This is a genomic window from Chimaeribacter coloradensis, assembly GCF_002858715.1.
GTDB lineage: Bacteria > Pseudomonadota > Gammaproteobacteria > Enterobacterales > Enterobacteriaceae > Chimaeribacter > Chimaeribacter coloradensis.
Map to the genome: position 1 here is coordinate 194,357 of NZ_PJZH01000004.1, position 20,161 is coordinate 214,517.

The 20,161-nt window shown below is 59.9% G+C and carries 15 protein-coding genes and 1 pseudogene; 7 read left to right on the forward strand and 9 right to left on the reverse strand.

Going from position 1 to position 20,161, the window contains the following annotated elements:
- Positions 1 to 54: 54 nt before the first annotated feature.
- From CYR32_RS07220 to CYR32_RS07255, 8 genes are read right to left on the reverse strand one after another with little or no spacing between them, the layout of a single operon-like run.
- Positions 55 to 1,239 (reverse strand): alpha/beta hydrolase, encoded by a 1,185-nt coding sequence (locus CYR32_RS07220; RefSeq protein ID WP_101823775.1) that lies wholly within the window; start codon positions 1,237 to 1,239, stop codon positions 55 to 57.
- Positions 1,239 to 3,455, reverse strand: coding sequence for a glycoside hydrolase family 2 protein (locus CYR32_RS07225; protein WP_101823720.1), 2,217 nt, complete (start codon positions 3,453 to 3,455; stop codon positions 1,239 to 1,241). Before CYR32_RS07225 ends, CYR32_RS07220 begins: the two co-directional genes overlap by 1 nt.
- A complete protein-coding gene (locus CYR32_RS07230) occupies positions 3,452 to 6,169 on the reverse strand; it encodes a hybrid sensor histidine kinase/response regulator (protein ID WP_101823721.1) in 2,718 nt (905 codons plus the stop codon). Before CYR32_RS07230 ends, CYR32_RS07225 begins: the two co-directional genes overlap by 4 nt.
- On the reverse strand, positions 6,166 to 6,615 hold the full coding sequence (locus CYR32_RS07235; RefSeq protein WP_101823722.1) for a globin: 450 nt from the start codon (positions 6,613 to 6,615) through the stop codon (positions 6,166 to 6,168). Before CYR32_RS07235 ends, CYR32_RS07230 begins: the two co-directional genes overlap by 4 nt.
- Positions 6,612 to 8,012 (reverse strand): DUF3131 domain-containing protein, encoded by a 1,401-nt coding sequence (locus CYR32_RS07240; RefSeq protein ID WP_101823723.1) that lies wholly within the window; start codon positions 8,010 to 8,012, stop codon positions 6,612 to 6,614. Before CYR32_RS07240 ends, CYR32_RS07235 begins: the two co-directional genes overlap by 4 nt.
- Positions 7,997 to 9,571 carry a DUF3131 domain-containing protein gene (locus CYR32_RS07245; protein ID WP_101823724.1) on the reverse strand — a complete coding sequence of 525 codons (1,575 nt, stop codon included), beginning with the start codon at positions 9,569 to 9,571 and terminating at the stop codon, positions 7,997 to 7,999. Before CYR32_RS07245 ends, CYR32_RS07240 begins: the two co-directional genes overlap by 16 nt.
- Positions 9,568 to 10,929, reverse strand: coding sequence for a DUF3131 domain-containing protein (locus CYR32_RS07250; protein WP_101823725.1), 1,362 nt, complete (start codon positions 10,927 to 10,929; stop codon positions 9,568 to 9,570). The genes CYR32_RS07245 and CYR32_RS07250 overlap by 4 nt, the downstream gene beginning before the upstream one ends.
- A gap of 1 nt (position 10,930) precedes the next feature.
- Positions 10,931 to 12,757, reverse strand: a complete 1,827-nt coding sequence (locus CYR32_RS07255) for a glycosyltransferase family 2 protein (RefSeq protein ID WP_101823726.1) — start codon at positions 12,755 to 12,757, stop codon at positions 10,931 to 10,933.
- Between the two features lie 387 nt (positions 12,758 to 13,144).
- Between CYR32_RS07255 and opgC the strand changes: the two genes are divergently transcribed.
- From opgC to CYR32_RS07285, 6 genes and pseudogenes are all read left to right on the forward strand, one after another.
- Positions 13,145 to 14,356, forward strand: coding sequence for an OpgC domain-containing protein (gene opgC / locus CYR32_RS07260; protein ID WP_101823727.1), 1,212 nt, complete (start codon positions 13,145 to 13,147; stop codon positions 14,354 to 14,356).
- Between the two features lie 128 nt (positions 14,357 to 14,484).
- Positions 14,485 to 15,429, forward strand: coding sequence for a hypothetical protein (locus CYR32_RS07265; protein WP_420912822.1), 945 nt, complete (start codon positions 14,485 to 14,487; stop codon positions 15,427 to 15,429).
- A gap of 26 nt (positions 15,430 to 15,455) precedes the next feature.
- On the forward strand, positions 15,456 to 16,748 hold the full coding sequence (locus CYR32_RS07270) for a PP2C family protein-serine/threonine phosphatase (protein ID WP_101823728.1): 1,293 nt from the start codon (positions 15,456 to 15,458) through the stop codon (positions 16,746 to 16,748).
- Entirely contained in the window at positions 16,745 to 17,086 is a 342-nt protein-coding gene (locus CYR32_RS07275) for an STAS domain-containing protein (RefSeq protein WP_101823729.1), read from the forward strand. The genes CYR32_RS07270 and CYR32_RS07275 overlap by 4 nt, the downstream gene beginning before the upstream one ends.
- A gap of 10 nt (positions 17,087 to 17,096) precedes the next feature.
- The gene (locus tag CYR32_RS07280; RefSeq protein ID WP_101823730.1) at positions 17,097 to 17,576 is read left to right on the forward strand and encodes an ATP-binding protein; all 480 of its coding nucleotides are present in this window, start codon (positions 17,097 to 17,099) and stop codon (positions 17,574 to 17,576) included.
- A 168-nt stretch (positions 17,577 to 17,744) separates the two neighbouring features.
- Positions 17,745 to 18,158: pseudogene (locus tag CYR32_RS07285) on the forward strand (GNAT family N-acetyltransferase).
- A gap of 9 nt (positions 18,159 to 18,167) precedes the next feature.
- On the opposite strand, the gene CYR32_RS07290 reads toward CYR32_RS07285, so the two are convergent.
- On the reverse strand, positions 18,168 to 19,040 hold the full coding sequence (locus CYR32_RS07290; protein WP_101823777.1) for a LysR family transcriptional regulator: 873 nt from the start codon (positions 19,038 to 19,040) through the stop codon (positions 18,168 to 18,170).
- A gap of 102 nt (positions 19,041 to 19,142) precedes the next feature.
- On the opposite strand from CYR32_RS07290, the gene CYR32_RS07295 reads away from it, so the two are divergent.
- Positions 19,143 to 20,129 carry an NAD(P)H-dependent flavin oxidoreductase gene (locus tag CYR32_RS07295; protein ID WP_101823731.1) on the forward strand — a complete coding sequence of 329 codons (987 nt, stop codon included), beginning with the start codon at positions 19,143 to 19,145 and terminating at the stop codon, positions 20,127 to 20,129.
- Positions 20,130 to 20,161 lie beyond the last annotated feature (32 nt).

Sequence of the window (20,161 nt, forward strand, 5' to 3'; positions counted from 1 at the left end):
CAGCAATAAAAAACCCGGCCATGCCGGGTTTTTTTATGCCTGCGGATCGCCGCGCTACTTAAACACCTGCTGCACAAACTCAGTGTAGGCCGGCCGCCAGACGTCCATTTCATGGCCGAGTTTCGGGTAGTTGTGGAAAGTGACGCGGATCTGTTTCTCATCAAGCTGCTGTTTCAGGCCGTTGATGTCTTTGCCGGTGACGTCATCCTCACTGCCCACCACCAGCGTGAAGTTTTTCAGCTGCTGGTTAATCATCTCCGGATTCTCCAGCGCCTGCGCCACACCGCTGTTGGGTACGGTGACGGTGGTAACGCCGCTGAAACTGGCCAGCCAGCGGAAGCGGTCGAGGTGGTTCAGGCCGGAGACCAGCGCCTGATAGCCGCCCTGTGAAATCCCGGCGATGCCGCGCCCTTCAGCATCGGTGCGCACCCGGTAACGATGCTCGATCAGCGGAATAATATCCTGCATCAGCTCCTGGTCGGCGGCTGCGGCGTTCAGTGGGTAAAACGTCTTACGCCGCTCCTGGCGCGGGAAATTCTCCGGGATCGCGCCGGTGCTGTCGGTTTCAGTGTCCGGGAACACCACCACCATCGGCTGCATTTTCTTCTCCGCCAGCAGGTTATCCATGATCTGCGGGAAGCGCCCCTGCACAATCGACGAACTCTCGGTGTCACCGAAGCCGTGGTAGACATAAAGTACCGGCAGCGGCGTGGTGCTGCTTTCATAGCCCGGCGGCAGCCACACGTAGAGGTGCCGCTCTTTGTTCAATGCTGCCGAGGAATAGGTCAGGCCGTGTACCTCGCCGTGCGGCACTTTGCGGTCATCCAGCAGGCTGCCGGGCACCAGCACCAGGCTGGTGTTGACCTGCCGCTGTGGCTTCGGCATCGCGCTGCCGGTGTCGATGCTGCGGAAGCCATCGACATTAAAGAAATATTCGTAAAGGTTCGGCGGTTGCGGGGCCAGCCGGTAGTGCCAGACCCCCTGCGTATCTTTCTCCATCGGGTAGGCGATGCGCGTGCGCGGCAGCGCGCCCACCACCACCGCCACCTGGCGCGCATGGGGCGCAATCAGGCGGAAGGTGATGCTGCGGTCAGGGTTCACCTGCGTTACCGCCTGGTTGAGCGGCAGGTTTTCATCGAAATCGGTGGGGTGGGTCAGCGGCGCGGCGGAACCGGCCAAGGGCAGCAGCCACAGCCCGGCCGCCAGCCAGAGGCCGCGCGGCAAGCGGGACGCACTCATCATTTGGCCTCCGGGGCGTTCAGGGTAAATTCATGGTCATTGGCACCAAGCTGGGCACCGTTCCGGTCATAGAGCACGCTGGTCACGGTCACCGGGCTGCTGCCGGTCGGGATCGCGCTTGCCTCCGTGAGTTTTGCGCCGCTGTCTGCGCCCATGTCGAACGTTTTTTCACCGGCGGCCAGCGTCTTGTTATCCTGCGTGATGCGCCACACCAGCCGCGCACCGGGGTACGCCTTCAGGGTATCGTTGACCGCCCAGAGGTTCACCCGGCCGGGCGCGCCGGTTTTCCAGTTCAGCGTCACCGGCTCAATCGACGGCAGTACCGGCTGGTAGGCTTTTTTCAGCGCGTAGTAGCCCAGTTTCGGCTGGCGGCGGTAATCCATCACGCCCCAGTTAATCGACGGCCAGGTCTCCACAAACATAAACTGGAGCAGCACCGTGACCGGCTGGTAACGCTGACGCCGGTAACTCTCCGCCGCCAGGCTCACCGAGTCCGCCTGATAGCGCTGGGTATTGGCGATAAAGGTCTCCAGAGTCGGCCCGCGCTCAATTTTGGCGAACTGGAAGGTCTGGATCGGCTGGAAGTTATGGTATTTCCACACCGTCCAGCCCGGGTCGCCCGGCTGGGTGGTGGCCGGCCAGAGATCTTTCTCCGGAATGATGGTTTTCAGCGTCGCCAGGTTGGGCAGCGCCTCGGCACCGAATTCGGTGATGATGGCGCTCTTCGACGGCTGCAGGAAGTCATTCAGGGTGCCGAAATACCAGCCCTGCCAGAAATGCTCAGTCACCGAAGACCACGGGTGCATGATGCGCGTGCGGTCGGCGGCCAGCGCGTCCGCCACGGTTTGCGCGAGGTGTTTGTTCATCTCCGGGTACCAGTCCGGGAAGCGTTTCTGCATCCAGAGTGAGTCAAACGGCGGCTCATTCTGCCCGCCCCAGACAATGATCGACGGGTAGTTACCGTACTGCCGGATGGCGTCGGTAGCCTGCCGCGCCGCTTCACGGGCGAATTCCGGGCTGTCGTTATAGCCCCATTGCAGCGGCATATCCTGCCAGATCAGCATGCCGCGGGCGTCTGCCAGTTCATAAAGCGGGTGGCTGGCCAGGTGGCCGTGTACACGGATAGTGTTGGCATTCATCTCTTCCAGCAGCACCAGGTCTTTTTCCCAGTCGGCAGGTGTCATGGTGCTCAGCCAGGAGGTGCCGATGTAGTTGGTGCCGCGCAGGAAGATGCGTTTGCCGTTGATCTCCCAGCCGCCCTGATCGGGTTTGACGATCTGCCGCAAACCGGTGCGGGTGGTGGTGCGATCCAGGGTGCCGAGGCTGTCGCGCAGTGTGACCTCGACGTTATAGAGGTTCGGGTCGCCGTAGCCTTTCGGCCACCAGAGGCGGGCGGCCTCCATCGGCACCGTCACCTTCAGCGTCTGTGCCGTGTGGCCGGTATAGGCCAGCGTCACCGGCTGCTCAATCTCATAGCTTTTGCCCCAGAAGTTATCCGGTTTGACGCGGATATGCAGCGTCGCCTGGCGGCTGCGGTTGGCGCGGTAGTCCACGGCGAGGTTCAGGGCCGGGTGCGCCAGCCCGTTGCGCCACTCCGGCGTGGTGAGCACATTGTCGATCACCGCGCCGCGGCTGATGTGCACCTTCACCGGTGCCCAGATGCCGCCGGTGTTGGCGTCCTGCCCCTGTTTGGTCCATGCGCCACCGGGGCGGGCGTCATGCTGGGAGAAGACCCCTTTGATCACATTCTTATGCAGCGGCCAGGTGCTGTCCGGCGACTCGAACGGGCTGTCGACCCTGACGGCCAGCTGGTTGGTGCGTTGGGCGTTCTGGCTGATGTCGAGGGAGAAGCGCTGGAAATAACCGGTATGGCTGCCGATGCGCTGCTGGTTCAGCCAGGCGTCGGCCTGGTAGTCCACGCCGTCAAACACCAGTGTCGCCATGTTGTCCGGCCGCAACTCAGGCAGGGTGAACTGGGTGCGATACCAGAGCGCGCCCTGGTGGTCCAGCCCGGCGGCGTACCAGTTGGCGGGCACCCGCAGCGTCTGCCACTGGCTGTCATCGGCGCGCCAGCCTTCCGGCTCCGGCGTGTTGGCATCATGGACGCGCCATTTCCCGGCGAGTGAATGGGTCACCGGCTCGCCGGTGGAGTGGGTGCCGGCAGCGCAGCCGCTCAGCAACAGGGCAGCGGCCAGCGCGGCCAGAGCATTGTTCATTGTTTCTCCTTGATCTGCGTCAGGGCAACCGTGACGCGTTGGCACATCTCATCAAGCCGGCTGTCCAGGGCGTGCATTGCCGCCACGTTATTCTGTTCAGCCGCCTCTTCCAGTTGGCTCAGGGCCTGCACCAGCGTCTCACAGGCAAAGGTGGCAGCCTCGCCCTTCATTTTGTGGGCGTCTCGTTTCACGCCTTTGATGTCCTGCTGGGCCACCGCATTGTGCAGGCTGGCGAGCAGGCCCGGCAGCTCCTCAAGGAACATGCCGATGACGATGGTCAGCAGCTCCTGATCGTGGCCGACGCGCTCCATCATCAGCGGGTAATTCACCGCCTCTTCCGCCGCGCTCTCGGGCTGGGCGGCGGCGTCATCCCCGGGCGGCGGCACGATGGCCATCACCCGGGCGATCTCTGTGGCGAGGGCGTCAATCATCACCGGTTTGGCGATGTAGCCATCAAACCCATGCTCCAGGCAGTATTCGCGGTCGCCCTGCATCGCATGGGCGGTCATGGCAATAATCGGCTGGTGGTGCGGCGGGGTGACAAGCGCCTCCTGTTCGCGCAGGATCTGGGTGGCTTTCTGGCCATCCATTTCCGGCATCTGCAAATCCATCAGGATCAGGTCGTAATCGTGTTGCGCAATCTTATCCAGCGCCTCCAGCCCGTTGTTGGCAATGTCAGCCTGGTGGCCCAGCTTGGTCAGGAAATGGATCGCCAGTTTCTGGTTCACCATGTTGTCCTCGGCGAGCAGGATGCGGTAATGCGCGCCCTCCATATCGGGCGTGACCAGCGGGGCGGCAGGCGCGGGGGCCGGGGGCTGCGCGCCGGGGGCCAGGGTCTGCACAATGACGCTGAACAGCTCATTCTGGTCCACCGGTTTGTTAAGGAAGTGCAGGATGCCGATCTTTTTCAGGATCGCCGTATCCATATAGCGCCCCATCGAGCTGAGCATGATCAGTTTGCTGTTGCGCAGCGCCGGGTTGGAGGTGATCTCCAGCGCCAGCGTCATGCCGTCCATGTCCGGCATCTGGGCATCGAGCAGGATCAGCGGGAAACCGGGCGAGGCGTCCAGCGCGTCCAGCGCCGCCTGGCCGCTGCTGAAGGTCACCGCCTGCAGCCCCATATGGCGCAGCATCTCCTGCATCAGCCGCAGGTTGGTCTGGTTGTCATCCACCACCGCGACGCGCACGCCCTGGAGGCTGGCAGGCACATGCACCGGCCCGCTGATGGCCGGCACTTTTTTCAGTACCGGCAGGGAGAAGAAGAAGGTGCTGCCGCTGCCGGGGGTGCTGGCGACCCGCAGTTCGCCGCCGAGCATCTCCACCAGCCGGGCGGAGATGGTCAGCCCAAGGCCGGTGCCGCCATATTTGCGGGTGGTGGAGGTGTCCGCCTGGCTGAAGGATTCAAAAATCACCCGCTGCTTGTCTTCAGGGATGCCGATGCCGGTATCTTTCACCTCAAACGCCAGGTGCTGGGCCGCAATGCCGTGGGTGATGCTCATCACCACTTCGCCCTGATGGGTGAATTTCAGCGCGTTGCTCACCAGGTTGGTCAGCACCTGCCGCAGCCGCACCGAATCGCAATGGATGTATTCCGGCACATCAGGGGCGACGTCCACCAGCAGCTCGATCCCTTTCTCCGTGGCCTTGGGCATCAGCGGGCGCATGATCCCCTGCAGGAAGGGGCGCAGGGCGAACTCTTCCATGTCGAGGGTGATTTTCCCCGCCTCAATTTTGGAGAAGTCGAGGATGTCATCGATCACTTTCAGCAGCACATGGGCGGAGCTGTGCGCCATGGTGATGTAGTCGCGCTGCTCCGGGGTGAGGTCGGTATCAAGGCAGAGCTGCGTCATGCCGAGGATGCCGTTCATTGGCGTGCGGATCTCATGGCTCATGTTGGCGAGAAAGGCGCTTTTGGCCTGGCTGGCCGCTTTCGCCATCTCCACCGCCTGCCGGGACGCCTCTTCCGATTTTTTGCGCTGGGTGATGTCCTGCATGGTGCCGATCACCCGCGCGATGCCGCCCTCGGTGGTCAGGCTGATCACCTGCCCGAGCAGCAGGAACCAGCGGTACGCCTGATCCTGGTGCAGGATGCGCAGCTCGCACTCAAAGACCGCCAGCCGGTCATTGCCCGCCTCCTGCAGCAGCCGGGCCGCGGTCGGCAGGTCATCCGGGTGGATCAGCTGCCGCCACATCTCAGAGGTGTATTTCCAGCTGCGGCGCGGGTAGCCGAGCAGCGTCAGCAGCGCATCGTTGACCTGCACCAGATCGTTGAGGTAGTCCCAGTCCCAGATGCCGATGTGGGTCGCCTCGGCGGCGAGGATAAAGTCATCATGCAGTTGCCGCCGCGAAGCGAGGATGTCGGCAAAGTGGGTGACATCTGTATGCAGGCTGACGATGCCGCCCTCCGGCGTGCGGTTATGCTGCACAAACACCGTGCGCCCCGGCAACTTGCGGATTTCGTAGTGGTTATCGACCCGGCAGCGCTCCACCAGGGCAGAGATCAGCGCGCGGCGGTCGGTGCTTTCCGAGATATAGCCGGAGTTGATAAAGGCCTCAATCAGCGCCTCCAGCGGCGTGCCGCGCACCAGAGAGTCGCGCACCGCCGGGTAGTAGTCGAACGCCTGATTGTTGAACGCCACCAGTTTTTCATCGGCGTCGTAGATCATCAGGGCGGCGCTGATATGGTCCAGCGCCGCGAAGATCGCATTTTTCATGGTGAAACCCCTGTCGGCGGGGTGGAGTGGTAAAGCTCTGCCTGACGGCGCATATACTCCAGGCCGGGGGCGATCACCATCGCCCAGGCGGTGATGGTGTCCTCATCACACTGCGGATCGAGCTGCCGCACGGTTTGCAGCACCGCCCGCCGCCAGTGGGCATAGAACGCGGGCGGCAGCTTGATCCCTTCCGCATCGTGGGTGCGGGAGATGGTCATCAGGTAGTTGGAGACGCTGTGGGTGCTGGAGACCGACAGCATAAAGAAGAAGGTCTTGTAGACGATTTTGCGGATCTGCGCCTCTTCATGGTCAAGGAACGCGGCCTCAATCTCCGACGTGCTGTGGATAAACAGCTGATAAAAATGGTTAAAGAAGCGGTCACTGCCATCTTTGTCCGTGATGCGGGCATAGCTGTCGTTAAACACCGTGTCATAGGAGAATGTCATGGCTTGGGACCTCCGGGTTTGCGCTCCTGTGGCATACACAAGCGGGGCGGGTTAAAGACGTCGCTCAGGCGGGTGGTGAAGTAACTCTCCTGCGGGAGTGACCGGATCAGCGGGCCGTAGTTACTTTTGTACATCAGGGCTTCCAGCACCATCGCATTGGTGGTGAGGGTAATCATGCGGTTATAGCCGCCGGTGGCCTCGAACCGCCCCTCAAACCAGCCGCGCTGGTTGTCGCGTGTCAGGCGGGTCATCGCCATCAGCGCATCGGTGAAGTCGGTATCCCAGAGCGTCCAGAGGCCGAACACCGCCCGCGTAGAGACCAGCGCCCGCGTCGGGTAGAAGTTGCTGTCATCCCCCAGCGTGTTCCACGCATAGCCGTTGCCGAAAATGGTGTCGTAGACGTGCCACGGCGCGGCGTTGAGGTTGTACTCATCGCGGGCAGTGAGGATCTTCAGCTTCTGCCAGCGCTGCTCCTGCACGCGGTAGATGTTCTGCGCCCGCTGGCGCTGGGCGGTGAGCAGGGTAGTGTCATTGCCCGGCGTCTCCCAGCCGTACTCCAGCCCGCCCAGCACATAGGGCGTGTTGGTCACCACCGAGGGGGTGTAAGTGGTGCGCGGGTCGCGTGCGTCCACATCAATGGCGATGCCGTCCACAATCACCGACTGGTAGGGCGGCGTTACCGATTTCTCAGAGGGAAACCCCCACAGCGCCAGGGCCGCCGCGCCATATTCGCTGTACCCGAGCCGCCCCTCCGGCTGCGGCGTCAGCTTGCCGTCACGCATGCCGCCGCGCAGCAACTGGCCGTTGTTGTCCACCACGTTACAGAAGTTCCAGCGCAGGATGATGCGGTCCAGGTATTCGCTGTAGGTGGGGTGCCAGAGCGCCACAATCCGCAGGCCGGTCATCAGCCGGGCGATGTCCTGTGCCGACCAGCCCAGGGTGGCCGGTTTGTTGCTGTAGTCCACCATGGCGGCGGTGGCGGTGTTGTAGAGCAGGTTGGGGGTTTTCAGGCCGGTGAGCGGGAGCTGGTTCAGGGTAGCGAGCATCCGCGTCAGCCGGTCATCAAACTCCACTTCATCCACCAGCCCGAGCTGGCGCGCCGCCGTCAGGGCGATCAATGAGTCGCCGATCTGCCACAGGCTGGTGACCGGCCGGTTATCGCTGGCGTTGATCAGCCCGGTGCCGGCCTGGGTGTTGTTTTTGAAGTAACGCCACGCCACCTCCGCCCACTGGCGCTCTTCGTCCGTCAGCTCACCCATCCGTCCCGGATAGTGCCAGGCCCCGCTGTTGACGTAGCGCATACCCGCGGTCCGGTTCAGCCAGGAGAACCCGAGCGCCAGCGCCACCGCAATCAGCAGCAACAGGCCCAGCCTGAATACTCTTACGGTTTTAAGCATGACATCGCCACCGGAGGCAGTTTGATCGGCGCATCTTCGTTTTCACATGCGGCACATTTACAGGCTTTACAGGCCGGTGCAGTGCGCATTGCCACGCCGGTCTGTTCACACCAGTTTTTGATGCCCGGCGTTGGGCTCATAAACGGGCGGTTGCGTTTGGTGTTGTTGTCCTCGAAGGCGTCCACCAGCCGTTTTTCCCACAGCGACGGCGCGAAATCGCGGGATTTCGGTTTGTCGGTGTTGTATTTCAGCAGGCGGCCCTGTTTTTTGTAGAGCAGCGCTTCCAGCATGATGCCGTTGTTGTTGCCGGTGAACTCTTTGATCGGGCCGTCGCCGTTTTCGTAGATCCCCTCGTAGTAGCCGCTGGCTTTCTCATTGGCGTTTTCGATGGTGTCGAGCAGGCGGTCGGTGTAGGGCGAATCCCACAGCACCCACATCCCCAGCGCCGCTTTCAGCGAGATGGCGGCGGTTTCCGGCACATATTTGCCTTTGTCGGTGATGGTGTTCCAGTTAAAGCCATCGGCGAAGACCGTGTCATACACAAAGTAGGGCGATTTATCGAGCTGGTGCTCCGAGCGCGCGGTCAGGGTGCCGGTGATCATGTAGCGGTTTTCCTGCGCCTGGTAGACCCGGTCAGCGAAGTTTTTCATCCACGGGTGGGAGTAGTTATTGAGGTCATCCTCGCGGTCGTCGGACTTATCCCAGCCCATCTCCAGCCCGTGCAGCAGGTAAGACTCGGTGACCACATAGTTATGCTGGTTGGTCAGGCGCGGGTCGCGGGTGTCGTAAGGCACCAGCACGCAGTAGATATTGGCGAGGGCGTAAGGCTCCGGCCGGGCCGCCTGGCAGGTGGAAAAGCCCCAGAGCTGGAAACCGGCGGAGGCGTACTCCTCATACCCCAGCCGCCCCTCCTGCGCGTAAACGGCCTTTTTATTGGCGTCGAGGTAGGCACCGTACAGCGTGCCGCAGTCATCCACCGTGTGGGTGAAATCCCAGCCGAGCACAATGTTGTCGACGCTGTTGCCGTACTCCGGGTAGCGCTCTTTGACGATCTTCAGCCACAGCAGCATCCGGCCGATGTCGATGGCGGAGAAGCCAATCTCACCCGGTTTGTTCAGGTAGTTCACCTTTTGCGCGGTGATGGTGTTGTACACCTTGTTGGGCATCTCATTCTGGAACAGTACCAGGGTATTCAGGGTTTTGAGGAGCTTGAGCATCCGCCGGTCAAACTCCGCCTTGTCGATGATGCCCAGCTCACGCGCCGCCACCATCGCGGCGATATAGGAGCCGGTGTCCCACATGGTGGTGGAGGGGTATTTGTTTACCGCGTTCACCAGCCCGGTGGTGGGCTGGTAGTTGGCGACGAAATATTGCCAGGCGTTGACGGCGATCGCCTGCTCGCGCGGCGTGAGGTCGCCGTGGCGCACCGGATAGTGCTGGGACGGCAGCTCAACCGCCGCCTGTGCCGCGCCCGCGACCAGCCACAGCCCCAGCAGTAACGGCAGGCAGGCCAGCCAGCGCCGGGCAGAAAAAGAGACGTTAACGGATGACGGTCTCATGGGAGCACTCCTTTATTCCGATCGGTCATCGGCATGGGTGAAGGGGAGACGCAGGCAAGACACAACATCTGCCCATGCGCGATATAACTTAAGCTTTCCAGCACCACCGCATTGGTGTCAGCGCTGAGGGTCTGGTTAACGTTCTGGTTGCCGCTGTAGCCCTCATACCAGCCCTTGCCCGGCTCCAGCAGCGGCCCCGCCTGCGCCCGCAGGCTTTCGCTCCAGGCGTTGCGGAACAGCGCATACCAGCCGAAGGCGGAGCGGGTGGAGAGCAGGCGCACCGGCTCCTGATCGCTGCGCGAGACGGTGGCATCCTGCACCGGCTGCTGGCCCGGCAGGGCGGCGATAAAGTCCGGTGCCTGTTCGGCATAATCGGTATTGACGGAGGTGTAGTTGCCGGTGGCTTTGTGCAGGCTCTGCTGGATGCGCACAATGCGCCAGGCGAACTCGGCGCTGCGGCTGTCAAAGCCCAGCTCCAGCCCGGTCAGCACATAGGGCAGGGTGATGATGGTCGGGGCGTCCTGATTGACCCCTTTGCGGAAGCCGTCGCTGGGGATGGCGTAACCGTCAATCTGCACCAGTTTGATCCCTTCCGGCGGCTGGGAGACGGCAATACCGGCCGACGGGCTGACCATGCGCAGCATCCCGGCGGTATAGAGCCGGAAGCCGTAACCGCTGCGGTTCTGGCTGGTGGTGAGATCCCAGTGTGACACCTGGATGCTGCTGGCGGTGGAGGGGGTGCTGCTCTCAAACAGCGCGCTGAGGTTCCACTGTGACAGCACCTCCTGCACCTGGGCGGCGTGCTCCGGGTAGCGCCACACCAGCAGGGTCAGCGGCACCAGCAGGCGGCCCATGTCCACTGCCGAGCCGGTGGTGGCCTCTTGTTGTTCCGGGTCGACGATCATCGCCAGCGTCTGGGTGTGGTACCAGCTTCCCGGCACGCCGGTGGGCAGCAGCGGCAGCAGGCTCAGGGCGGTGAGGGTTTTGGAAATACGCTGGTCAAACTCATCTTCCGGCACGATGTCGAGCTGGCGGGCGGCGATCAGCGCCATCAGGTAGCTGCCCGTGTCCCACAGGGAGGTGTAGGGGCGCTGATCCTGGGCGTTTGCCAGGCCGGTCAGCTGGGTATTGTTGACGAAGTATTGCCAGGCGACGCGCGCCCAGACGGCCTCATCGAAGGTCAGGTCGCGCCGCTGCGGCAGCGGCGGGAAATCTTTGCTCAGGGTGTAGCCGGCTTTCTCCTCCACGACCGGCGGCATATGTTTTTCCACATACAGCACGATGCCGAAGCCGATCAAAAAACCGATCAGGATGGTGAGGTAACTGCGGGTGGGTAACAGGCTCGCTTTCCAGGACATGTCAGGCCACCTCTTCTTCATCAGACAAGGCAGGGTCGGGCTTCCACATCGCCGCCAGAATCATCGGCATCATTGCGGCAATGTTCACCCCGCCCCAGAAGATGTTGATGATGTAGCCGGACGGGTCTTCGATGTCGCCGTTCGCCACCTTAATGCCGCCCCATATCAGCCCCAGCAGCGTCAGCACCACAATGGCGATCTGCGGTTTGACCAGGTAGAGGAACCGCCCCTGTTGGCGCTCTTTCGGCGTGACGTGGAATTTAATCTTCTCGCCGCGCAGCACCGTGTCCAGCGCGCGCAGGTTCATCGAATAGAGCGACAGGTAGGAGGAGCGCCCATCCCAGGCGGACAGCCCCCAGGTGCCGAACATAAACGCCAGCTCGGAGACGATAAAGAACGGCAGGAAATGCAGGTAGAACGGCTGCGAATAGGCCGACACCGGCGGGATATTGGTAAACAGGTAGATCAGCGGTGAGATCAGAAACACCGTGTTCCACAAACAGGCGAGGTAAGACCAGAAGGTGGTGCCGTACATCAGCGTCTGCGGCAGGCTGAGGCGGAAGCGCTTGCGGCTGAAGATCGGGTCATGCAGCAGGATGTCCATCGACCCGGCGGCATATTTGAAACGCTGGATCATCCAGGTCAGCAAATCCTGCGGGGAGAGCATTTTCGATTCGATGCGCGGGTGCATCACCGATTTCCAGCGCCGCTCGGTGTCGCCATGCAGCACGATAGAGGTGTAGATGTCCTCGGAGACGTGGAATTTATAGGGGGTCAGCTCGGTGTCCATGATCACCTGCGGGCGCATCGCCTGCTCCAGCGCCTCGCGGGTGTCGCTGTCCGGGATGTCTTTGGTAAAACGCGCGACTTCTTCATCCACCGCCCAGACATAGCTGCGCAGTGCCGCCTGCATCACCGCCTCGCGCCGGTGGATTGAGGCCGCCCCGCAGCAGAATGAGGCATTCGCCCAGTTACGGCGGCGCAGGATCACTTCATAGAACATGCGGGCATCGTTGAAGAACGGGTCACGCCCCAGCACGATGGGGCCGACCAGCGCCTCCGTGGCCTTGCCGAGGCCATACCCGACGCGCCCGAGCTTGCGGCGCAGCAGGTCGGGCAGCCGGTTGCCCTCAGGCAGGTCGTAGAACCATTGCGGGGTCTGTACCCAGGCGACGTCCGGGTCGCGGAAATAGCCCATGGTGTGGGTCAGCAGGGTGGGGAAGACCCGCGTATCCGCATCGCAGATCACCAGGAAATCGCCGTCGGTCTGCTCCATGCCGTTGCGCAGGTTACCGGCCTTGTAGCCGATATTGGTGTCGCGGGTGATGTAGTTCACCCCCTCCTCTTCGCAAACCGCCCGCATCTCCGGCCGGCGGCCGTCGTCCAGCACATGAATTTTGTAATCAATGGGGGCCGGGTAGGTGACTTTCAGCGCGTCTTTGATGGAGATGCGCACCAGCTCCACATCTTCCGAATAGGTGGCGATAAAGAGATCGACGCGCAGCGGCCGCGACTCATTCTGCTCCTCCGGCCCCAGGCATTCGTTAACGTCCACCGGCGCGGGGCGCTGGGGAATATCCCACTCTTTCCACAGGTTGATGGTGAAAAAAACCGTGCCGATATAGGCCAGCGTCTCGGCCACCACCAGCGGCACCGCGTACCAGAGGGCGTCATAATTGAGCGAGGACATCCAGCGCCAGCGGATATAATTCCCGCCGAGGATCAGGGCGGCGACCGCCAGACATTGCCACAGCACCTGAATAAACCAGGGCGTATTTAACGGTTCGGGCGGTTTCCGGTGTTCAAAATGGGAAAAATAGAAAGCCATGAGCATTCCTGTTCATCAGTTCACAAGAACAAATGCGCGTTAGCGCCACGTTTCCCGGTGTAAAAAACAGAAATGCTGCTGAATTATAAATACTTATTTATTGGGTTTACGTTCAGCGCCGCTATTGGGTCACCGCGTAATGTCATTTGAGTCTAGTGCAGCCAAAAAAGGTTTCAAGGCCATTTTTTATTGGAACTACCGCGACATAGCGGATTTATCACCTATTATTTTGTGAGACGACGCACGTTACCGGCCGTTAATCGGTTTCCCGGACAGTGAAGGGATGAAGTCGTCTACACTCATTGAAACAGTAACTCCCCTTACGTGAGCAACCCGGGCGCGCGGAGAAACCCGCCCGGAAAAACAGTGGCTTTACCCGGAGAAGCTATGGCGGCACAGGATACGGTATTAACAGAAACCCCTGCCGCGGTGTCCTGGCGCTATGCGGTGCCTGGCCGCCGCGACCTGCGCGTGGATATGTTGCGCGGCATTGCGCTGGTGATGATGGTGGTGGCCCATACGGAGGTGATGTCGGTATTTAATATCTTTACCTGGGAGCGGCTGGGGTTAACAACCGGTGCCGAAGGGTTTGTTATTATGGCCGGCTTTATGCTCGGGATGCTTAACCGTACCCGCCTGCAAAAAGAGTATTTGCTGACGGTCTCCTATACGCTGGTGCGGCGCTCCTGGAAAATATACCAGGTGAACCTGGTTATTATTCTGTCGATGCTGTTGCTCTCCCATATCCCCTTTATTAATACTTTTGAGGTAACCCATTTCACCGACCGTTATGCGGGCATCTCCTATTCCCTGCTGCCGGTAACGGAGCAGATCCGCGAGACCTGGTTTAATATTATTCTTTACCTGCAAATAGGGCCGCACCAGACCCAGATCCTCGGCTTATATGTATTTCTGCTGCTGGCCAGCCCTCTGATGTTATGGATGCTGGCGCGCGGCTGGGTTATTTGGCTGCTGCTTATCTCGCTCGGGCTTTATCTGCTTTACCAGTTTACCCATATCCGGCTGACGGTCGCGCAATTTGAATTCGCCTTCCCGTTGCTGGCCTGGCAATTTATTTATGTGCTCGGGATGAGCTGCGGCTGGTACAAAGATGAGCTCGCCTCGCTGGCGCGTCTGCCGCTCGGCCATGTGGTGATCGGCGTGATGGTGCTGTTTGCGCTGGTGATGATGTTTATCGCCCAGAACCACACCAACCCCTTTATGCCGCGCGCGCTGATGATGCACGTGATCTCGCCTGAGGATTTCAACTGGTTCTACCGCAATTTTGCTGCCAAAAACGCCCTCGGCCCGATGCGGGTACTGGACGACTTCTGCCTGATCATCACGGTTTACCTGGTGCTGACCCGGTTCTGGACGCCGATTAACCGGCTGGTGGGCTGGTTCCTGATCCCCCTGGGCCAGCACTCGCTCTATACCTTCATTATTCACGTCTATTTTGTGCTGATCGTCAGCCAGATTGTCCATTTTGACCTGTGGCACCAGGCGTGGGTCACCAATACGGTGGTGCACGCCGGGATATTGATGGCGTTATGGCTGATGGCGAAATATGAGGTGGGCGGGAAATTCATTCCAAATTAGCCGGGCAGGCACAGGGGAAGAGGCACAACATGGGGATGATTATCCGTTCACGGTTAACCAGGCAGGGCTGGGGCAGGCGGTGGTGCCGGGCAGGCGGCCTCGGCTGCGTGCTGGCGCTTGGCTGCTGTCTGGCCGCCACGGCCGCCGCCGCGCCGGGCAAAAACCCGTTCAGCCAGGGCCGGGAAAAGGCGGCCGCGGCCGCCGCGAAAACAACCGCAAAGCCCGCCACAGCGCCGAAAAATACCGGCGTTGCGCCGAAACCCGCCGAGGTACAGACAGCCACCCCGGCGCGGGTCTCCACCGGCCTCTGGGGGCGGTTATTTTACGGGGATGGGGCCAAATTCTCCGGCGCGCTGACCTTTAACAGCGGGCTGAAGGATCAGCGGGTCAGCATCCCCACCGGGCAGGACTCCGTTGACCAGTCGAACCGCGTAAACCAGATGATGCTGCTCAGCCTGCAATATTCGCCGTTCAGTTACTGGTTCGCCAACGTGACCTTCCGCATGCCGGTGCGGGAGGTCAACAAATACAGCCCCGATTTCCGCTACAGCTTCGGGTATGACGACTGGCACCCCAACACCTTCAGCCTGGTGTACGGCAACTACGGGGATAACCGCTTCTTCCCGACCTCCAATAACCGGCGCACTTACCCGGAGCAAGGCTCCTGGACGTTTGCCTATAAATTCAGTTTGCCGAAGGCGGTGGAGAAACACCTGCTGATCCAGAAAGGGGATGCGATGACCTGCCAGGTCGGCACCACCTGGGTGCCGCGCTTCTACTCGCTGCAAGACAACGATCGCCTGCGGAATAAACATGTCCTGCTGGGCGGCTGCGGTTACAGTTTTGTGCAGCACTACTTCATCCGCTTTACCGCCTTCTACTATCCTGACAGCAGCCAGCAGCAGCCGTGGGACGCCGACTACACCTACAGTTTCGGCTATTCCGCCTACAAACCCGGCACATTTTCGATTCAGTACAACAACTACAGCGGCACCCGTTACCCCTGGCATAAAGACTCGAATGCCAACTTCCGGGAAGGCACCGTCAGCCTGATCTATTACATCCCGTTTTAAGCACTGACCATGTTGAGGAGCGTGCTATGCAATCATTGAGCGTGGAGCGCGGGCCGGCCACCATCCTGGTGGTAGATGACTCCCCCAGTTACCGGCTGCTGCTCGCCGGCCTGCTGAAAAAGTGGGGCTACCGGGTATTCGAGGCAGACCAGGGGGAAGCGGCGCTGGCGCTGATGGCGCAACAGCCGATCGATATGGTGATCAGCGACTGGGAGATGCCGGTGATGGATGGGCCGACGCTCTGCCGGACAATCCGCAGCAACACCAGCACCCGCTACATCTATCTGATTCTGGTGACGGCGCGCCACTCCGTGGAAGACCTCACCACCGGCATTGAGGCGGGGGCGGATGATTTCCTCAGCAAGCCGGTGAATGCGGCTGAACTCCAGGCGCGGCTCTACGCCGGGCGGCGCATCCTCGACCTGGAAGCCAACCTGGCGCTGCGCAATGCCCGGCTGGCGCAGGCCTGGCAGCAGATGGAGGCCGATCTGCAGGCGGCGGCGCGGCTCCAGCATTCGCTGCTGCCGGCGCGCAACTTCGCGCTGCAAGGCTTCAGCATCGACTGGCTGTTTGTGCCGTCTGCCTATGTTTCGGGTGACATGTTTAACTTCTTTGCCCTGTCGGACCACCATATCGGCTTCTACTGCATCGACGTGGCCGGGCATGGGGTCACGGCGGCGATGCATTCGCTGGCGGTGGCGCGCCAGTTTTTGCATGGCCGCACCGTGGAGAACTTCCTCGCCCGCACCGGCCCGGAGGGCGAGGTGATCATCACCCCGCCGCATCAGGTGGTGAGCCTGCTGAACCAGCGCTTCTGTTATGAGAATGACGATGTGCAGAGCTACTTCACCATGATCTACGGCGTGATCAACACCCAGACCGGGCAGGGCAGCCTCTGCCAGGCAGGCCACCCGACGCCGTTTATCGTCCACGCGGACGGTACCACCACCTCGGTGGGCGAGGGCGGCGGGCCGGTCGGCCTGTTTGAGATGCTGAGCTGGGAGGAGAACAGTTTTACGCTGGAGGAGGGCGAATGCCTCTATCTTTACAGCGACGGCATCAGCGAATGTGAAAACCAGGAGAGCGAGCAGTATGGCGAGGCGCGGCTGAAAAATGTGCTGGCCGGGCACCGCATGTTACCGCCTGCCGAACGTTTCCTGCAGGTTGAGCTTTCCCTGCTGGCGTGGCGCAACGTCCAGCTGGAGGTGGTTGACCCGCAAAACGGCGTCAAATACGGCAACAGCAACCTGCATGATGATGTTTCGCTGCTGGTGATTGAGCGGACATCCCCTTCTACGCATCAAGAGGAACAACCATGAATGTTGAGACCACGAAAAGCGACAACATCACCATCGTCACCCCGGTGGTGCGGCGGCTGGATGCGTCGGTGTCGCAGAAATTCAAAGAGAGTGTGCAGGAGATTATCCGCGGCGGTGAAACAGACCTGCTGATCGACTTCAGCCGGGTCGACTTCATCGACAGCAGCAGCCTGGGGGCGCTGGTCTCCCTGCTGAAAATGCTCAACGGCAAAGGCACCCTGGCGCTGAGCGGCATGAACGCCAACTTGCAGAACCTGTTTAAACTGACGCGCATGGACCGGATCTTCATGACGTTCCCGACTCAGGATGAGGCGCTGACCAAGCTGCACAACCGATAGGTAAGCCGCCATGCATGACTGGGTTCCCGAGAATGTTGACCTCACGCTGCCGGCAGTGCCGGACAGCCTGGCCACCGCCAGCCGCGCGCTGGAGATGTTCGCCCAGCCGCTGCCGCTGGGCGAGGAGGGGCTGTTCCCGTTGGATCTGGCGCTCAGTGAGGCCTTCACCAACGTCATCAAACACGGTTACGGTTATGACGCGTCGCAACAGGTGCAGTTGCAGCTCCGCTACCAGCCCGATCAGCAGCGGCTTGAGGTGCTGTTAACCGACAGCGGCAGCCCGATCCCGGAAGCGCTGTTGCAGGAGGATAAGTGCCTGAACATTAACCCGGATGATATGGAGAGCTGGCCGGAGAACGGCATGGGGCTGATGTTTATCCGCGCCAGCGTGGACGAGATGCGCTACCACAGCCAGGATGGGCAGAACACCCTGACGCTGGTCAAATTCCTGCACCCGGGGGAGGAACCTGACGAGAAGGCCGGCGGATAATCCCAGGATTACAGGATTACAGGATTACAGGATTACAGGATTACAGGATTCTGGGATTGTCGGGTAGACGCCCGGCAGTTAACCGTGCCGGCTACTTTTTCAGCACATGATGGGCAGATTGAGGTAGAGTCAGAATACGTAACCTGCCCAGTCTCCCACGGAGTCTCAATGAAACTGCACCTGACCAGCCAGCCCAGCTATGCCGACCTCGACGAGCTGAAACGGGGGATTTGACGCTACTCCGCGCAGCATGTGGACACCTCCGAGCTTGAGGCGCTGGCGTTGTTTATTCTTGATGAAGATGACCAGAAACTGGCCGGGCTGTCCGGCTCGACAGCCGGCAACTGGCTGCGGATAGATATGCTGTGGGTCAGCGAAGCCCTGCGCGGCCGGGGCGAAGGGCGGCGGCTGATGCTGGCCGCCGAAGAGGAAGCCCGCCGCCGCGGTTGCCGTTTCGCCCAGGTCGACACCCTGAGTTTCCAGGCGCGCCCGTTCTACGAAAAGCTGGGGTACGCATGCCGCATGACCCTGGACGCCTACCCCCGCCACCATGAGCGTTACTACCTGACGAAAGTGCTTTGAATCCGCCAGTCAGGATGTATACCTGGCTACCCACTCAGAACAAAAATCCAGATAAGCCATTACAATAGCAGACGGGTGTTTATGGCGGGCATAGACCAGGTGCAATGGCAGGGTTTGTTTAGGCAGATCGGGTAAAAGCTCTACCAACAGCCCGCTTTCCAGGTAGGGTTTTGCTAAAAAATCCAGGAGCTGTGACACCCCCATGCCGCTTACGGCATAGTGGCATAATCCCTGGACATTGTTAGAGGAAAAGAACGGTTCATATTTAACCTTTTCCGGGCCGGTGCCCCACTCAAAAAAACCGTAGTTCAGGCTTTCCCAGCCGGTAACAGGAAAACGTGCCAGCTCAGCCAGTGTCTGAGGTGTACCCCGGTTTGCTAACAGTTCAGGACTCGCGACAAACAACGCTTTTACTGTCATAACCGGTTTGGCAATCACATCCTCAGTATGTAAATCGCCCATTCGCAGCGCAACATCAATGCCATCTTCAAATAAATCGATGACTCTTTCACTTGAGTGGCAAAAAATTTTTATATCAGGATAGCGTTGCTGAAACGCAGTAAGCAGATCCCACCACAAAGAGAAATCAGGCGGAACAGAAATCCGCAGTTTGCCCTGGAGGTTATGCGCTGACTGCACATTTTTTTGCGCCTCTTCCAGTAATTCCAAACCCTGACGTGACTGCTCAAAGAACTGTTGCCCTTTATAGGTAGGTTTCACCCCTTGTCTGGAGCGCTCCAGCAGTTGCACCTGCAGCGCTTGCTCAAGATCATTGATCTTTCGGCTCAGGGTTGAGATCGGCACACCTGTTCTTTCACTGGCAGCTGAAAAACTGCCTGCCTGAACCACCGAAATAAATAATTTCGTTGCGTTGAAATCCACAGTGCTTTCCATATTTGGTTAACAGGTAGCTATTTTTGGTCATTCCATTCCATTTTTCAAAGGTTAAAATTCTACCAGGCTTATTTTCTCCCGGATTGAAAAATGAATAACCGTGTTACTGAAATCTTGCATACCCGCTACCCGCTCATACAGGCACCCCTGTATTTCTTGACTAATGCTGAACTCGTCGCTGCCGTTTCAAATGCAGGCGGTTTGGGCACATTGGGGCCGCACGGCGGGCAAGACAGCCTGCCCGGCTCGCGTTATATCGCTCTGGATCGCATGCGGGAAGAGATCAGAAAAATAAAAAAACTGACGGATAACCCGTTTGCCGCGACGTTGATTAACGGGCCTGATATGAGCTTCTGGCGACCAACGGCGGAAATGCTTGTTGAAGAAGGCGTGGAAATCGTCCTTATCAATGAGGTGCTCAACGCTGAAATATATGATTTTTTTAAAAGCAACCGCATAAAAATTCTCTACCGCGCCCTGACTCCCACGATAGCCAATTCGAAAGAAGCAGAGAAATTGGGGGCCGACATCATTATCGCAACGGGATTTGACGAAGGGGGAACCGTGCCATCCCGCGTGATTGGTACGTTCAGTATCGTGCCGATGATTGTTGATAGCGTAAAAATTCCGGTCATCGCTGCTGGCGGAATAGGTGACGTAAGGGGTGTACGTGCCGCAATGGCGCTGGGTGCGGAAGGCGTATTTGCCGGCAGCCTCTTTTTAACGGCACGTGAAAACCCTGCGGACGAAAAAGTGAAGCGTTTGATTATTAACTCCACAGCGGAAGATCTATTGCTCTTCCGCACACTCCCGGCGTATTACCGCACCTTGCCCACCGATCTGAGCTCGAAACTGGCAGAACTCGAGGCGCAGGGCACCGATCGTGAAACCATGTTTAAGGTAATGAACGGATATCACTCTTTATGGCAGGCCATGAGGCTCGGCAATTTTGATCAAGGTGTTGTGTCTACCGGTACGGGTATTTCCGTCATCAAATCAGTGCGTCCGGCGGCAGAAATCGTTTCCGATCTCATGCAGGACTTTTCGGGCTCTGCGTACCAAGGCCATCATAAATAATACGTTTTAAGTAAGTCAGGGTCAGTAAATGA

Coding starts and splice junctions, on each gene's coding strand:
- CYR32_RS07280 (WP_101823730.1), top strand. CDS start 17,097: ATGCATGACTGGGTTCCCGAGAATGTTGACCTCACGCTGCCGGCAGTG.
- CYR32_RS07240 (WP_101823723.1), bottom strand. CDS start 8,012: ATGCTTAAAACCGTAAGAGTATTCAGGCTGGGCCTGTTGCTGCTGATT.
- CYR32_RS07295 (WP_101823731.1), top strand. CDS start 19,143: ATGAATAACCGTGTTACTGAAATCTTGCATACCCGCTACCCGCTCATA.
- opgC (WP_101823727.1), top strand. CDS start 13,145: ATGGCGGCACAGGATACGGTATTAACAGAAACCCCTGCCGCGGTGTCC.
- CYR32_RS07255 (WP_101823726.1), bottom strand. CDS start 12,757: ATGGCTTTCTATTTTTCCCATTTTGAACACCGGAAACCGCCCGAACCG.
- CYR32_RS07225 (WP_101823720.1), bottom strand. CDS start 3,455: ATGAACAATGCTCTGGCCGCGCTGGCCGCTGCCCTGTTGCTGAGCGGC.
- CYR32_RS07270 (WP_101823728.1), top strand. CDS start 15,456: ATGCAATCATTGAGCGTGGAGCGCGGGCCGGCCACCATCCTGGTGGTA.
- CYR32_RS07235 (WP_101823722.1), bottom strand. CDS start 6,615: ATGACATTCTCCTATGACACGGTGTTTAACGACAGCTATGCCCGCATC.
- CYR32_RS07245 (WP_101823724.1), bottom strand. CDS start 9,571: ATGAGACCGTCATCCGTTAACGTCTCTTTTTCTGCCCGGCGCTGGCTG.
- CYR32_RS07250 (WP_101823725.1), bottom strand. CDS start 10,929: ATGTCCTGGAAAGCGAGCCTGTTACCCACCCGCAGTTACCTCACCATC.
- CYR32_RS07275 (WP_101823729.1), top strand. CDS start 16,745: ATGAATGTTGAGACCACGAAAAGCGACAACATCACCATCGTCACCCCG.
- CYR32_RS07230 (WP_101823721.1), bottom strand. CDS start 6,169: ATGAAAAATGCGATCTTCGCGGCGCTGGACCATATCAGCGCCGCCCTG.
- CYR32_RS07220 (WP_101823775.1), bottom strand. CDS start 1,239: ATGAGTGCGTCCCGCTTGCCGCGCGGCCTCTGGCTGGCGGCCGGGCTG.